At 73.6% G+C, this 16,254-nt stretch carries 5 protein-coding genes; 3 read left to right on the plus strand and 2 right to left on the minus strand.

Annotation, left to right across the window (positions count from 1 at the left end; translation table 11 throughout):
* The first annotated feature begins 189 nt into the window (after nt 1-189).
* Nucleotides 190-1,410 carry a metallophosphoesterase gene (locus N6H00_RS08045; RefSeq protein ID WP_268970902.1) on the plus strand — a complete coding sequence of 407 codons (1,221 nt, stop codon included), beginning with the start codon at nt 190-192 and terminating at the stop codon, nt 1,408-1,410.
* Nucleotides 1,411-1,515: 105 nt separating this feature from the next.
* Here the strand turns inward: N6H00_RS08045 and N6H00_RS08050 are convergent, their stop codons facing one another.
* Complete coding sequence (locus N6H00_RS08050) at nt 1,516-2,859, minus strand: endonuclease domain-containing protein (protein ID WP_268970903.1); 1,344 nt, start codon at nt 2,857-2,859, stop codon at nt 1,516-1,518.
* 241 nt (nt 2,860-3,100) lie between these two features.
* Between N6H00_RS08050 and N6H00_RS08055 the strand changes: the two genes are divergently transcribed.
* Nucleotides 3,101-4,618, plus strand: a complete 1,518-nt coding sequence (locus N6H00_RS08055; RefSeq protein WP_268970904.1) for an APC family permease — start codon at nt 3,101-3,103, stop codon at nt 4,616-4,618.
* Nucleotides 4,619-4,808: 190 nt separating this feature from the next.
* Nucleotides 4,809-7,577 carry a hypothetical protein gene (locus tag N6H00_RS08060; protein ID WP_443072909.1) on the plus strand — a complete coding sequence of 923 codons (2,769 nt, stop codon included), beginning with the start codon at nt 4,809-4,811 and terminating at the stop codon, nt 7,575-7,577.
* Nucleotides 7,578-7,876: 299 nt separating this feature from the next.
* Here the strand turns inward: N6H00_RS08060 and N6H00_RS08065 are convergent, their stop codons facing one another.
* Nucleotides 7,877-16,168 carry a type I polyketide synthase gene (locus tag N6H00_RS08065; protein ID WP_268970906.1) on the minus strand — a complete coding sequence of 2,764 codons (8,292 nt, stop codon included), beginning with the start codon at nt 16,166-16,168 and terminating at the stop codon, nt 7,877-7,879.
* Nucleotides 16,169-16,254: the final 86 nt, after the last annotated feature.

Raw genomic sequence — 16,254 nt, forward strand, 5'->3', positions numbered from 1 at the left:
GCCGGTTCCTCACCGGCTGAGATACCGACCGCGGGTCCGGGGGCGACTCCCCTGATCACGTACGCCTCCCCATCGGATCACGTCGGCTCCGCGCCGGCGGGGGAGTTCAGCGACGGCCGAACCGGTCCGGCCGGCCCAAGGCGACCGGATACAGTGCGCGAGATGGCAGCCTGGTCAGGGAGGGGAAGCGTGACCGACACCAGCAACACCCGGCCCGCCGAGGGTGAAGCGCAAGCGCCGCGGCAGAGCCGACCGCACCGCCTGATGCGCTATATCCCCCTGATCGCCCCCGTCCTGCTGTGGGCCGTGCCCTGCTGGGTGCTCCTGCACACCGGCCAGCACTGGCCGCTGCCCGTCACGCCGGCCGGCACCGCCCTGTTCGCCCTCGGTCTCATCGGTATGCCGCTCGCGTTGATGCGCGGCCACGGCCGGCGCCAGCAGGACCGGGCGGCGGTCATCGGCGACACCCTGCTGGGCACCAGCTGGATTCTGTTCACCTGGTCCGTTCTGCTCGGCGTCCTCTTGCGGCTCGCCCTGACCGTGGCCGGCGTCGGCGAGAGCGAGGACCGGGCCCGCATCGTCACCTGGGCCATCCTCGGCACAACCGCCGTACTGCTCGGCTGGGGGTACGCCGAGGCCCGCCGCGTGCCCCGCGTGCGCCGACTCGACGTGCAACTCCCACGGCTGGGCGCCGGGTTGGACGGCATCCGCGTCGCCCTCATCACCGACACCCACTACGGTCCGATCGATCGCACTCGCTGGTCGGCGCGGGTATGCGAGACGGTGAACACTCTGGAAGCCGACCTGGTCTGCCACACCGGCGACATCGCGGACGGCACCGCCGAACGCCGCCGCGCCCAGGCCGCCCCACTCGGTACCGTGCGGGCCACCCGGGCCCGTGTCTACGTCACCGGCAACCACGAGTACCACAGCGAGGCCCAGGGCTGGGTCGACCTGATGGACGAGCTGGGCTGGGAGCCGCTGCGCAACCGCCATCTGCTGCTCGAACGCGGAGGTGACACCCTCGTGGTCGCCGGCGTGGATGACGTCACCGCCGAGTCCTCCGGCCTGGCAGGACACCGTGCCCACCTCGCCGGAGCCCTGAACGGCGCCGACCCCGACCTACCCGTCCTGCTCCTGGCACACCAGCCCAAGTTCATCCACCAGGCAGCAGCCGCCGGCATCGACCTCCAGCTCTCCGGCCACACCCACGGCGGCCAGATCTGGCCCTTCCACCACCTCGTCCGCATCGACCAGCCCGCCCTCGCCGGCCTCACCCACCACGGCCCCCGCACCCTCCTCTACACCAGCCGCGGCACCGGCTTCTGGGGGCCGCCGTTCCGCGTCTTCGCCCCCAGCGAGATCACCCTGCTCGTACTCCGCTCCCCCCACCTGCCCACCTCGACCTAGCACCCGACGGGCCGACGGCTCCGACCAGCCATCCGCCGGATGTGACCGTGCCGGGAGCCGACAACCGCGAGGTGACGTCGGGGTGTCAGGTCTCCCGGTGCCCGCTCAGAACAGTGCCAGGCCCTCGCCGCTGGTGTCCGCGATGACTGGCCGGGACTGGGCAGGAAGTCCGTCCAAGCGGTCAGGACCGGCCGCGGCGGCCACAGCGGGAGCCTTCTCGGCCAACCAGACACCAAACCGCTCGACGGCTTCGCGGTAGGGGACTCGCGCCAGGACACGGTGCTCGCCGGAGGGACAGAAATCGACGGCGACGGTGAGCAGGCAGGACCGGGGCGCGTTCTGACTGCCCGTCCAGGACACGCGCAGGACACCGCAGGGCTTGCGCCCGCCGGAGGCGTGGTGGGTCGGGCGCAGCGATCGGCAGGCTATGTGGGCGGTCCATGCGGCGAGGTGCGGCAGCGGCAGGGTGGTGCGTGCGCGGCAGCCGGTGCAGCGGTGCCAGTGGCGAAGCCAGGCGCCGGCGCCGGTGTCGAAGAGGCGGGTGTAGCGGTTCGCCACGCGGATGTCGTTGCTGTACAGGTGGTCGGGGCGTTCCTGTGTGTTGCAGGACTGGCAGACGGGGGCGCGGACGTAGCCGTGTTCGTGGCAGTGGTCGAGGACGGTGGCGGGCGTGGTGCCGCAGACGGCGCACGCCCACCCGGCCACTCTGCGGGAGGTACTGGGCTTCCTGCTGAGCACCGAGTACAGCTGGCCTTCCAGCTCTCCGTTGTACGGGCGCGGTGAGGCGGTGGGGCCCTCGGGGCTCGTCGGCTGCCGACCGTCGGCGTCTCGGGCCTGCCGGGAAGGGGAGGGCGGCCCGGTGGCGGCTGTGCCTGCCTGGCGGGCCCGCGCGGCTTGTACCCACTGCGTTTCGGCGTGCTCGGCCGCGTCGAGCAGCCTGACCACGGCGCGCGGCAGCCACCACGTCCGCTGCGTCCCGCCGCGGGTCCGCTCCACGAGCAGCTGTCGCCAGTCGATCCCCGCCAGATGGTACGGCCGGCCGACATCACGTCGTGCTGCCCGGTCGGGGCCGCCCAACTCCCGCAGTTCCTCCGTGATGCGCCGGCGCCAACGCAGCGGCGTCTCCTCGTCGGACCCCTGCCTGGGCGCCGTACGAAACGGACCGATGCGGACCAGGTCCTGCCGATCCATCTCCACCGCGTTCAGCTCCGCGGCCGCCCGGCGCACCTCAGCCTCCGCAACACTCCACTGACCGCGGCTCGCCCTCACCGTCGCCACCACATGGCCGCCGAGCAGGACGTACCCCACCCGGGCATGGGCAGGAGAGCGGGTGAATGCCCCGGAAGCCGTCGGCACAGCACTGTCGGCCGTCACATCGACCCACAGAGCGTCCGCGGCACCCAGGGTGATCAGGCCGCCCGTGCGACCGGGCATGACACGCTCTGACATACCGACAGGCTAACCTCGCGCCTCCATGAAGCCGGCTGTCCCACGGGTGGTCAGGTAAGCGAAAAGCGCCTCTGCCCAGCAAGACGGGACCTTCCGGCACCCACAGGCATCACCTCCGGCTACGTACCGACGGACCGGTCCCCCTCCCCCAGCACCCCACCCGACCACGGACCCCATACCGTGGCAGCGCGGCGCACGCGCCCCCTCGCAGTCTCTTCGCTCCCCCTCCAAGGAACCGCCCGTGTCCTCCAACCTCTCGACGACCGGACCACGCGCCTTTCACCCCGTGGCCGACGTCCTGCAACGCAGCCTCAGGCGCTTCGACATCACGGCCATGGCCATCGCCGCGGTGATCTCCTTCGACACCGTCGGGCAGATCGCCACCGGCGGCGGTGAGGCCGCCACCTGGACGGCGGTCATCGCCCTCTTCTTCCTCATCCCCTACGCCCTGCTGTTCGCGGAGACCGGCGCCGCGTTCCCGCAGGAAGGCGGCCCCTACGTGTGGGTCAAACTCGCCCTCGGCCGTCCGGCGGCCGCGCTCACGACCCTCATGTACTGGGTCACCAACCCCATCTGGCTGGGCGGCTCACTGGCCTTCCTCGCCGCGGAGACCTGGGACGGATTCGTCTTCCACCTCGGCTCGGGCACGGTCGCCGACTACACCTTCAAGCTGCTGTTCGTCTGGATCGCCATCGTGACAGCCGTCGTCTCCCTGCGCCGCGGCAAATGGATCACCACTGCGGGCGCGGCGATAAAGGTCCTGGCGCTCGCGGTGTTCACCCTCACGGCTGTGTTCTACGGGGTGCGGCACGGCTTCCACGGTCTGGCCGACACCAGCTTCGCGCCCACGACCGCCGGCTTCCTCGCCCTCGTGCCGATCCTGCTGTTCTCCTTTGTCGGATTCGAGGCACCCAACGCCGCCGGTGAGGAGATGCACGACCCGCAGCGCGACGTGCCCACCGCACTCGGGCGCTCCGCGACCGTCGCGGCCTGCTGCTATCTGCTGCCGGTCCTCGCCCTCCTCGCCGTCGTACCCGCCCACCAGGTCACCGGTATCGGCGGCTTCATGGACGGCGCCCGCCTGGTCTTCAGCGTCTACGGCGGCGCGGCCGGTCCCCTGCTGAAGATCACCGCCGTCATGTTCGTCCTCGCTCTGCTCACCCAGGGCAGCGCCTGGATGATCGTCAGCGACCGCATGCAGGCCATGGCCGCGGCCGACGGGGGCTTCTTCACCCGCGCCCTTGGTACCTTCCACCCGCGGCTCGGCACACCGGTGCGCACCAATCTGCTCTCCGGAGCCGTGGCCACGGTGTTCATGCTCGCCGCCATGCGGCTCGCGAACGGCGACGCGGCCGACGTGTTCGCCGTGGTACTCACCGTCGCGGTCACCACCCTGCTGCTGTCCTACCTCGCCATCATCCCCGCGCTGGTACTTCTACGGACCCACCGGCCGGATGTCCCGCGCCCCTATCGCGTCCCCTTCGGCACCCGCGGCTTCCTGCTCTGCGCGGGGCTCGTCTACGCGTGGATCCTGATCGGGTCGTGGTCGGCGCTCTTCCCCGGAGTCCTGGAACAGCTCTTCGGCATCGACTACGCCTTCCACGACGTCTGGGGCGTTTCCCGCGCCTCGTTCGAAGCCTTCACCCTCGGTACCGTCGCCGCACTGCTGATCGTCGGTGTCATCGGCGTAGCGGTGGCCCGCCGGAGGGACGCGGTACGGGGTGCGGCCGGCGAGGGCGGTTTTCAGGGCGCCGAATGAGTGCGCAGCGGGTGCACCTGCGTGCGGCTGCTTCGAACCGATGTCGCCGCACTGGCTTGATCGCATCGCTCGCCCGCTGGCGGCGTCTCCTCACAGACAACCCACAGGCACCTCTCCCCCGTCCTACGTGACGCGAGAGGCGCCCGGGACCGACGGGACGTCTGCGCACGGGGTTTTGAGGAGAGGATCATTGATCCGTGCCCGGCGAATATGTGTGACCGCCGTGGCGGTGCTGGCGGCCCTAGCAGGCTCACCCGGACTGGCACAGGCTGAACAGGCGCACGAACCAGGGCAGTTGAGTGCGACGGCCGACGACCCACTTCCGCCGGGGTGGCGGATCGACGGGGAGGGCGGGGCGCGTGAGCTGGTCTGGCGTGCGCCGAAGGCCGTGCCCATGGGGGATGCGCGGGTCGAGTTCCGTACCGGGGACCGGCTGCTCGGGGTGCCGAAGCCGGCGAGGGACGGGCGGACCTTCCGGCTCGCCCTCGGCACGACGCGGCCCGAGAAGCTGACGGCCCTCCAGGTTACGGCCGCGGGGCGCCGGCTGGACGCGGCGGCCGACGACACGCACAGGTCCGGCTCGCGCGTGGCACGGAAGCCCGCGCCGGCGCCGGCGAACGGCGTTGATCCGGGCAAACCCGGCTCGTACCGCACGGTCACCGGGGAGTACGACCTCGACCCGGTACGCCTGCCCGGGTTCGACACCCCGGTGGAGATGACCGCCGAGGTGGTGGCGCCGAAGGGGGCCACCGGCAGCCGGCCGCTCGCGCTGTTCCTGCACGGCCGCCACGAAACCTGCTACAAGCCGGGCTCCGAGGACGGCGTGAGCGGCGACTGGCCCTGTGCGGACGGCTCCAAGCCGATCCCGAGCCACCTGGGCTATCTGCGCGACCAGCGACTGCTGGCCTCGCAGGGCTATGTGACGGTGTCGATCTCGGCGAACGGCATCAACGCCCAGGACTGGGAGGCCGAGGACGGCGGCGCGCAGGCGCGTTCCTCGCTGGTACGGCAGCACCTGGCCCGCTGGGCCGACTGGACCGCCCATCGCTCCTCCGCCCCGGCCGTCGTACGCGAGGCGGCGAAGGCGGACCTCTCCCATGTCCTGCTCGTCGGCCACTCACGCGGTGGCGAGGGCGTCAACCGGGCCGCCATGGACAGCCTCTACCCGCCGCCGGCCGCCGAGGACGGCTACCGGGGCCCGGTGCGCTGGAAGGTGCGCGGGACGGTGCTCATCGGACCGACGATCTTCGGCCAGAATCCAGTCGCCGACGTGCCGTCCGTGACGCTGCTGCCGGGCTGTGACGGCGACGTGTCGGACCTCCAGGGCGAGGACTTCGTTGACGGGACGCGCGGGGTCAGCCGGGGCACGGCACTGCACAGCGCGGTCTACATGGTCGGCGCCAACCACAACTACTTCAACAGCGAGTGGACCCCGGGCGAGGCCGCCGCACCGGCCACCGACGACTTCGGGACCGACCCGGAGCAGCCGGACCCGGTGTGCACGCCGGGTGCCGCGACCCGGCTGACCGCCGCCCAGCAGCACAAGGCGGGCGCCACCTACATCGCCGCCGCGGCCCGGCTCTTCCTCTCCGGGGACGATCGGGTGCGTCCGCTGCTCGACGGTTCCGGCAAGCGAGCCCCATCCGCGGACCCGGCCCGGGTGCTGACCCACGCGGTCGGCGGCCGCCGCAGCGGTGGTTTCCTGCCGGACGGCGGGGCGAAGGTGACCGGCGCCCGGCTGTGTTCGGCGATCGACCCCGACCCGGCCGTGGCCTGTCTGGACCCGGAGACCCCCGGATCGTCACCGCACTTCGCGTGGTGGGAGACGGAACAGGAGACCGGCCGCAGCGCGGTGGACCTGAAGTGGTCCGCGCCGGGCACGGCCGCGCGGATCACTCCGGCCAAGCCGCTCTCCCTCCGCCACTCCCAGAAGCTCGCGCTCCGGGTCTTCGTACCGCCGAACACGACCGGCACGAAGTTCGACGTGTCCGTCACCGACTCCGCCAGCCGTCGGGTGACCCTGGGCTCGGTCCAGGTGGACGGACTCCCGGGCTCCGCCAACACCGCCTCGTACTGGGCTCAGGAGCTGCGTGTCCCGCTGTCGGCCGCGACCCGGGCCGGGCTCGATCTCCGGCATGTCACCTCCCTTGAGCTGACGCCCCGTTCGCGGTCCGGTCGGGCCTGGCTGATGGACGCCTGGGGCTGGGCGCCCGGCACGTCGGCGGTGAAGGCGGCCGCGCTGCCGCGTGTCGACGTGGGCCGCACGATCGTCAAGGAGGGCGACTCGGGCACCCGCACCTACCGGATTCCGGTCGAGATCTCCGGGCACGGCAGCGGGCAAGTCCGCGTGTACGTCCTCGACTCGGACAGCGGCCGGGCCGAGAACCGCCTCGTGACCGTACGGCCCGGCAGCGACACGATCGACGTGCCGGTCGAGGTGAAGGGCGACACGCTCTACGGCGACGACGTAGCCCACGACATCGCCGTCAAGGCCGTCCACAACGCCGTCGTCGGCAAGCACCGGGGCGGGCTCACCGTCGAAAATGACGACCCCGCGCCGGTGATCACCCTGTCGCCGGTCGCGGACCGGGTGACCGAGGGAGAGACGCTGACCTGGCGGTTGTCCATGGACGCGGCCACGACGGTGGACATCTGGCAGCCGGTGCGGGTGCTTCCGGTCACCGAGGGCACCGAGCTGTCCACCAAGGACGTGGACCCGCAGTGGCTGGGCGACTGGTCCGGCGACGTGCCAGACCCCGAGCGGCCGCTGTCCGACGCGAGCCTGTGGGTGTGGCTGAACATCCCGCCCGGGAGCACCAGCGTGGACTTCACCGTACCGACCGTGCGGGACCAGGTGGCCGAGCCGGCCGAGTCGATGCGCCTCGCACTGACCGACGACAACGCCGAGCCGCTGCCCGACAGGCCGGTGCTGACGGGGACGGTGCTCGACAAGCCGTAAGCACGATGTACGAGGGATCGTGAGCACCCTCTTGCGCGGGGTCCGGTCTGTCCGGGCCCCGCGCTTCGCGAGGTCACGCGGATCCCGACCGTCCCGTCCGGCCCCGGCGCGGCCACTGTGCTGCCGGACGACCCGGCCGGCCGCTCGGCGCGGTGGGCGGCGAGCAGTCGGCGCAATGCCTCGACGCCCTGCTCGGTGGCGAGCGGACCACCAGAGGTGGTCAGTACGACCCCGAGCGCGCCCGCGTGCGTACGGCCGCGTTGAGCAGAGCCTCGCGTCCGGTCCCGTAGTCCACCCGCTTACGCGCTCAGCCACTGGTGGATGGCGAGTGCGGTGGTGCGGGCGTGTTCCTCCAGCATGGTGAAGTGGTCCCCGTCCACGATGACCTCGGCGTGCGGCAGGCTCCAGTCCGGGGCGGGTTCGGCGCCCGGCAGTGGGTCCCGGGCTCGTACGTACAGGGCGGGACAGGCGAGCGGCGCGGGTTTCCAGCCGCTGAAGAGCTCGAAGTACCTGGCCATGGCGGTGAGCCGGGCAGGGCTGGCGGAGGCGCATTCCGCCGCCCGGCGCAGCATGTCCGATGTCATCGCGGAGAGCGCCTGGCCCCGGTCGCCGTGGCCGGGGGGACCGGTGTCCACCAGGACGACGGCCGCCGGGGCGGCGCCCTCGGACTCCAGACGCTCGGCCACGGCATGGGCCACCCAGCCACCGGCCGACCGCCCCAGCAGGACCGGGGAGTCTTCGGCCGCGGCTGCGCGGACGGCAATGGCCTGGGCGGTGACGAGAGCGTCCAGCGTGGCAGGCAGAGCCTCCCGGGGCTCGAACCCCGGGTGCCGCACCGCGGAAACCGGCCGCAGCCCGCGCAGCCCGGCACCGAGGCGCGCGTACTCCTGCGGTCCGGACACCGCGCTGAGCGCGGGGAAGCAGACCAGCCGGGGCCCCGTGCCGCCCACCGCGAGCATGACGGGTTCGTGCGTCGCGCCGGGCGCCCCTGTCCTGTCGAAGACCGGGCGCAGGCGCGCGGCGACGGTGAGGAGCGCCATGCCGTCCCAGCTCTGTCCCTGGGAACACGCGGCGCGGAAGAGCACGCCCAGGGAGTCCGGAGCTCCCCCGGCGTGCGGTACGTCGGCGGCCCGCACCCGGGCATCCGGCGAACCGCTCGCCTCCGGACCACCCCCCGCTCCGTCGTCCGCCGGTCGTTCCGGGGAGCCCAGAGGGACGGCACCCGCGGGAGGTGCCTCGGCGGCATACCGCCGTGTCAGCTCGGTGGCGAGCGCGCGCGGCGTCGGGAAGTCGAACAGCAGCGTGGGCGGCAGGGCCAGCCCCGTCCACGCCGCGAGCTCATTGCGCAGATCGACCGCGGCCAGGGAGTCCAGCCCCAGGTCCGCCAGCACGGCGTCCCCGTCGATCTCGCTCACCTCCTCCGCGTGGCCCAGGACGCGGGCCGCCAGGGTCCGGACCATCGTGAGCGGCACCCCGCCCCGCTCGCCGGGGGGAGCGGCCGCCAACGCCCGGCCGCGTCGGTCCCCGCCCGTGTCGACCGCATCGGCAGCGGGAGTTCGGAACCGGTTCGCCGCCGGTTCGCCGCCGCGGAGAGCGGACGGGGCGAGGCGGGCCGCCACCACCACGGGTTCGTCACCGGCCACGGCGGCGTCGAAGAGGGCCAGGGCCTCTTCCGGTCCGAGCGGGGCGAACCCGGAACGGGCCATCCGCTGCCGGTCCGCGTCGCCGAGGTGCGCCATCATGCCGTCGTCCTGCCGCCAGGGGCCCCAGACGATCGACGTACCGGGCAGTCCGAGCCGGCCGCGGTGGCGTGCCAGGGCATCCAGCACGCAGTTGGCCGCGGCGTAGTTGGCCTGGCCCGCGGAGCCGAACGTGCCCGCGACCGAGGAGAACAACGCGAACATCGCCAGGTCATGGTCGCGGGTCAGTTCGTGCAGCGCGAGAGCGGCGTCCGCCTTGGGGCGCAGCACCCGTCTCAGACGGTCGGTGGTGAGCGCCGTGACGACGCCGTCGTCCAGCACCCCCGCGGTGTGCACGACGCCGGTCAGCGGGTGGGCCGCCGGTATCGCGTCGAGCAGGGTGGCGAGCGCGGTCCGGTCCGCGACGTCACAGGCGTGCACGTGCACCTGGGCGCCCGCCGCACGCAGCTGCGCGACGAGTTCCCGGGCCCCCGGAGCGGCCGGCCCGCGTCGGCCGGCGAGCAGCAGATGACGAACGCCGTGGGCGGTGACCAGGTGCCGCGCCACCAGCATGCCCAGGGAACCGGTGCCGCCGGTGACCAGGACCGTGCCCTCCGGGTCGAGCGGCCGTCGCCGCCGCGGTTCCGGTGCCGCCTCGGCCAGTGGCACCAGCTTCGGCACGTACGCCGTCCCCCGGCGTACGGCCAGCTCCGGTGCCGAGGCGGCCAGCAGGGCGGGCAGGGCACTCCAGGAGTCGGGGTGTTCATCCACGTCGATCAGGGCGAAGCGGCCCGGGTGTTCGCGCAGGGCCGAGCGGACCAGTCCCCACACCGGTGTGTGCGACGGTACGGACGCTGTCTCGCCGGACCGGACGTCGCTCCCGCGACCGGCGGCACCGGACGTCACGAGGACGAGACGGGAGCGGGACAGGTGCGGTGCAGCCAGCCACTCCCGCACGAGCCCCAGCGCCCGGTCCGCCGCCCGCAGCAACCCGGCAGCCTGGTCCTGCGCGCCGCCGGTCGGGTCAGGCGGTGGGCACGGTGCCACGACGACGGCCGACGACGCGTCGCACGCCGCCGGGCCGCGGTACACCGGGACGCCGGAACCCGGGGGCGCGAGGGCGTCCAGCAGCCGTGTGCCCGCCGTGCCCAGAACCCCCCAGCGGAGCGTCGCCACGGGTGCGGGCGGCTCGGTCAGCGGCACCCAGTCCGTCCGGTGGAGAGCACCGGTGACCGCGCCCGCCGGGCTCGAGCCGGTACGCGGTAGGGGCCGGAGCGTCAGCGAACGGACCGTCGCCACCGGTGAGCCCGTCTCGTCGGTCAGCTCCACTCCGGCCCGCCCGTCGGGTCCGGGGGCCGCCCGGACCCGTAAGCTCCGTGCGCCGGTGGTGTGCACGCGCACTCCGCTGAAGGCGAACGGCAGGGACAACCCGCCGGCCGCCGGACCGACTGCCCCGGGACCGTCTCCGACGATGCCGTCCAGGGCCAGGGCGTGCAGCGCCGCGTCGAACAACGCGGGATGCAGGACGAACTCCGGGCCGTCCGCCTCCGGGCGCGGCACCCGGGCCGCTTCGGGCAGCGCGACATCGGCGTACAGCTCCTCCCCGTGCCTCCAGGCGGCGCGCATGCCCCGGAAGGCAGGACCGTAACGCAGCCCGTCGGCGGCCAGTCGCTCGTACGGTCCGCTCCCCGGACCGCCGGTGTGCAGGGGCACCGCGGCCTCCGGCGGCCAGGACGCGTGCGGCCGGGGCACCCCGCCGGCCCCGGCGGCGGCCGCTTCCCGGTCCGCGGGCGGCTGAGCCGGCGAAAGAGTGCCGACGGCGTTCCGGAGCCAGGGCTGATCACCCGCCGTGGTGTACGGCCGGGAGTGGAAGAACACGGCCCGCCGTCCCGCCTCGTCCACCCCCGCCACCTTCACCTGCAAGGCGACAGCACCGTCCGAGGGCAACGGCAGCGGTGCGGCCAGGACGAGCTCGTCGAGGACGGACACGCCCGCCAGCTCACCGGCGTACAGGGCCATGTCGACGAAGGCGGCCGCAGGCAGCACGGTCTCGCCGGCCACCACATGATCGGCGAGCCACGGCTGGTCATGCACCGAGAGCACCGCGCTCAGCAGCAACCCGTCGTCGTCGGCCGTGCGGGTGTACGACCGCAGGAACGGATGGGCGGGCTCGGCCGTCGGGGACACGGACGGATGCCCCGGGGCGGCCTCCAGCCAGTACCGGCGGCGCTGGAAGGCGTACGTGGGCAGTGCGACGCGCCGCCCGCCGCGCCCGGCGAAGACGGCCCGCCAGTCGACGGGCACGCCATGGGCGTGCAGCGCGGCCAGCGTGTCGAGCAGGGCGTCCGCTTCCGGCCGCGTCCTGCGCAGAGTCGGCAGGACCAGCGGTGCCGGGCCCCGCTCGCCGCCGCCCGCCTCGCCCGCGGCCGGACCGGCCGGTGCCGGTCCGGCCGTGGCGAGGCAATCCCGTACCAGAGCGGTGAGCGCCCCGTCCGGCCCCAGTTCGACGTAGTGTGCCGCGCCTCGCTCACCCAGGTACGCCACCGAATCGGCGAAGAGGACCGGACGGCGGACATGGTCCACCCAGAACTCCGGTGTGCACAGCTCCTCGTCGGTGGCCGCCCGGCCCGCCACGGCGGTGAGCAGAGGCAGCCTCGGCGCGGTGAAGGACAGACGCCGGGCCACGTCCGCCAAGTCGGCCAGCACAGGCTCCATCCGGGCGGAGTGGAAGGCGTGGCCGACCCGCAGCCGTGTCACCGAACGCCCTCGCTTCCGGAAGGAGGCGGCGGCCGCCAGCACCGCGGCCTCGTCGCCGGAGAGGACCACCGAGGCGGGCCCGTTGACCGCGGCGATCTCCACCGCCCACCCCGTTTCGGCGAGGTGGGCGGCCACCTCGTCAGGACCGGCGGCCACAGCCGCCATCGCGCCGCCCGCGGGCAGCGTGTCCATCAGCCGGCCCCGGGCCGCCACCAGTGTGCACGCGTCCGCGAGGGACAGCACCCCGGCGACATGGGCCGCCGTCACCTCGCCCACTGAATGTCCGGCCACCGGGCCGGGGCGTACCCCCCACGCCTCGAACTGCCGGAACAGGGCCGTCTCCAGGGCGAAGAGGGCCGGCTGCGCGAACCGGGTCGTCTTGAGCAGCGCGCCCGTCTCCGTACCGGGCCCGGCGAACATGACGTCCCGCAGGGGCACCGGCAGCAGCGGATCGAGCAGGGCACAGCACTCGTCCAGCGAACGGGCGAAGGCCGGATGCAGATCCCGCGACGCGTACAGTTCACGGCCCATCCCGGCGCGCTGGCTGCCCTGGCCGGTGAACAGCAGGGCCGGCGGGCCGTGGTGGCGGGAGGTGCCCGTGTGCACTCCGGGCCGGCCGTCGTCCTCCGCCACGGCCCGCAGGGAGCGGAGCAGTCCGGCACGTTCCCGGGCCACCACCACGGCCCGGTGCTCGAAGGCCGTACGCGTGGTGGCGAGCGAGTACCCGAGGTCCGCCAGGGACGCATCGGGGGTGGCGGCCACATGGTCGTACAGCCGTCGTGCCTGGGCCCGCAGCCCCGGCACGCTCCTGGCCGACACCGAAAAGGCCACCGCGGCCCGTCCGGGACGTGTCGCCTCTCCCCGCACCGCCCCGGGCCCGACGCGGCCGCTTACGGCCCCGCCGTCCGCCACGGCAGGCGGTGCGGCCTCCCCGTCGCCCGGAGGCTCTTCGAGCACCACATGGGCGTTGGTGCCACTGATGCCGAAGGAGGACACGCCCACCCGGCGCCGGCGGTTCGTCGCGGGCCACTCCACCGCCCGGGTCAGCAGCGCGATCCGCTCCGGCGACCAGTCGACACGGGGGGTCGGCTGGTCGGCGTGCAGCGTGCGCGGCAGCACGCCGTGCCGCATCGCCTGCACCATTTTGATCACACCGGCCACTCCGGCGGCGGCCTGGGTGTGACCGATGTTCGACTTCACCGAGCCCAGCCGGAGAGGACGCTGCCGCGCGTGGCGCCCGTACGTCGCGAGGAAGGCCTCCGCCTCGATGACGTCCCCCAGCCGGGTGCCGGTGCCATGCGCCTCCACCGCGTCGATGTCCCCGTAGTTCAGCCCCGCGTCCGCGAGCGCCTGCCGGATCACCCGTTGCTGCGCCGGTCCGTGCGGTGCGGTCAGCCCGTTGCTCGCCCCGTCCTGGTTCACCGCCGAGCCGCGCACCACGGCCAGGACCGGAAGTCCGGCACGGCGCGCCTCGGACAACCGGCTCAGCAGCAGCATTCCGGCGCCCTCGGCCCACCCGGTGCCGTCGGCGGACGCGCCGAACGCCTTGCAGCGGCCGTCCGGTGCCAGCGCCCGCTGGCGGCTGAACTCCACGAACGACGAGGGCCCCGACATCACCGTGGCGCCGCCGGCCAACGCGAAGGCACACTCACCCCGGCGCAGCGCCTGGGTCGCCAGGTGCAGGGCCACCAGGGACGAGGAACACGCCGTGTCCACGGTGAGGGCCGGTCCTTCGAGGCCGAAGGTGTAGGCGATACGACCCGAGGCGACGCTTCCGGCGTTGCCGAGGCCGAGGTACCCCTCGACATGCTCGGGCGTCCTTGTCAGGCGGCGGGCGTAGTCGCTGTACATCAGCCCGACGTATACCCCGGTTGCCGAGGAGCGCAGGGTGGCGGGGACGAGGCCGGCGTGCTCGAAGGCCTCCCACGCCACTTCGAGCAGCAGCCGGTGCTGGGGGTCCATGGCCAGCGCCTCGCGGGGAGAGATGCCGAAGAAGCCGGGGTCGAAGCGGTCCGCGCCGGAGAGGAAACCACCCTCGCGCACATACGTCCGTCCGGGCCGCCCGGGGTCCGGGTCGTACAGCGCCCGGGTGTCCCAGCCCCGGTCGGTGGGGAAGGGACCGATGGCGTCCCTCCCCTCGGCCACCAGCCGCCACAGTTCCTCCGGAGACGTCACGTCTCCGGGATAGCGGCACGCCATCCCCACGATCACCACAGGGTCGTCGTCCGGCCGGGCCGCGCTCCGGTTCACGGGCCCGGCACCGGCCGGCGCGGCGGCGTTCCGTTCCCCGAGATGGGCGGCGAGCGCGGCGGCCGTGGGAAAGTCGAAGGCGACGGCCTCGGAGAGCGGCAGGCCGGTGGCCGCCGACAACCGCTCCCGCAGCACCGTCGCCGTGAGGGAGTCCATGCCCAGGTCCCGCAGTGCCGTGCTCGGCTCCACAGCCTGAGGCGTACCGCCGAGCACGGCCGCCACCTCGCTTCGCACCACAGTCAGCAGGTCCTCCGACGGCTTCCCGACGGCCTCCGCGCCCAGCGCCCGCGCGGGCAGGCCGGCGAGGTCCCGCCGCAGGATCTTCCCGGAGACCGTACGGGGAATGTCCGCCACCTCGAACAACTCGACCGGCACCTTGAAGCCGGACAGTTCCGCACGGCAGGCGGCGAGTATGCGCCCCCTGTCCAGCACGCCGCCACCGGACCCGGCGACCAGATAGCCGACCGGCACCTCGCCGAAGACGGGGTGGGGGCGTCCGGCCACGGCGGCGTCCGCCACCCCCGGAAGCCGCCGCAGCACCGCCTCCACCTCCGCAGGATGGACGTTCACCCCGCCCCGAATGATCAGATCGCTTACCCGGCCGGTGACCACCAGTTCACCGGAGGCATCGATCCTGACCAGGTCACCCGTGCGGAACCAGCCGTCGCGCAGCACCTCCGCGGTGGCTTCCGGCCTGCCGTGGTATCCGGCCATGACCCCGGGCCCGCTGACCCATAACTCGCCCTCGCCCGTGTCCCGGCCGTCGCGGCCCCCGCCGACCCGGACCCGGGTGCCGGGCAGCACCCGGCCCCGCGCCCCGGACGCCGTCGCCTCGCCCGGCGCCGCCATGGTGACCGGGCCCGCCTCCGTGCTGCCGTAGTGCTCCAGATAAGGGACACCGCAGATCGCCTCGAAGGACTCGCGGAACCCGGGCCCCGCCGCCGCACCACCGCTGACGCAACCCCGCAGCGCGGGGGCGCCGAGACCGGCGCCGCCCTCGCCGGCTTCCTCACCCCGGACCGCGTCGAGCAGCGCCGAATACGTGGTCGGGACCCCGCCGAGCAAGGTGAACGGACCGTCCCCGCGGCGCAGTTCGCCGAGCACACCCGCCACCGAGAAATGGGGCAGCAGCACCGCGCTCGCCCCCACCGCGGTCACCCCGAGGAAGCACACCACCTGGCTCATCGCGTGATGGAGGGGTAACGGCCACAGCACGCGGTCCCGTTCGGACAGGCCCAGGACACCGACGAGACCCGTCGCGACCGGCGAAAGGCGGTTGCGCTGGGTGGACAGGACGCCCTTGGGCGCGCCGGAGGAGCCCGAGGTGTAGAGCAGCCAGGCCACGTCGTCCAGCGCGAGATCGTCCCGGGCCGGCATCCGCGGCTCCGTACCCGCCAACTCCTCGTACCGCAGAACACCGCCCGCGACCGCGGCGGGCCGGCCCCCGGCTGCGCCGGCCGCGCCCGGAGGCGAGCCCTCGGCCCCGTCCTCGTCGCCGCCTTCGGCCACCACCACGGTCAGTCCGGGCCGGGACGACAGCGTCCGCCGCCGCGTCAGGCAGGCGCCGTCGCTGATGAGCACCCGTGCCCCGCTGTCGTCCAGCAAGCGGGTCAGTTCCTCCTCCGGGCTCCCGGGGTCCAGAGGCACGCCCACGCCGCTCGCCCGGGTGACGGCGAGCAGGCTCTCGACCGCCTCGACACGGTTGCCGAGCAGTACGGCCACCCGGTCGCCGCGCGCCACGCCGAGTCCAGCCAGGTGCCCGGCCAGCCGTGCGGTCCTGCGTTCCAGCTCCCGGTAGGTCACGCGCCCGAGCCGGTCCTGGAAACACACCTTGTCCCCGAGGCGACGGGCGTGGTCCCCGAGCAGTTCCGGCAGCGGTCTGACGATGTCGTCGTGCGTAGGCACTGCATGACCTCCTTGAGGCGACCTGTCGTTGAGGACGACGGCACGATCCGCTTGGTTGCCGAACGGGGACGGCCGATCCGGCCGCG

The sequence above is a fragment of the Streptomyces sp. S465 genome (genome assembly GCF_026898115.1).
GTDB classification, from domain to species: Bacteria; Actinomycetota; Actinomycetes; order Streptomycetales; family Streptomycetaceae; genus Streptomyces; species Streptomyces luomodiensis.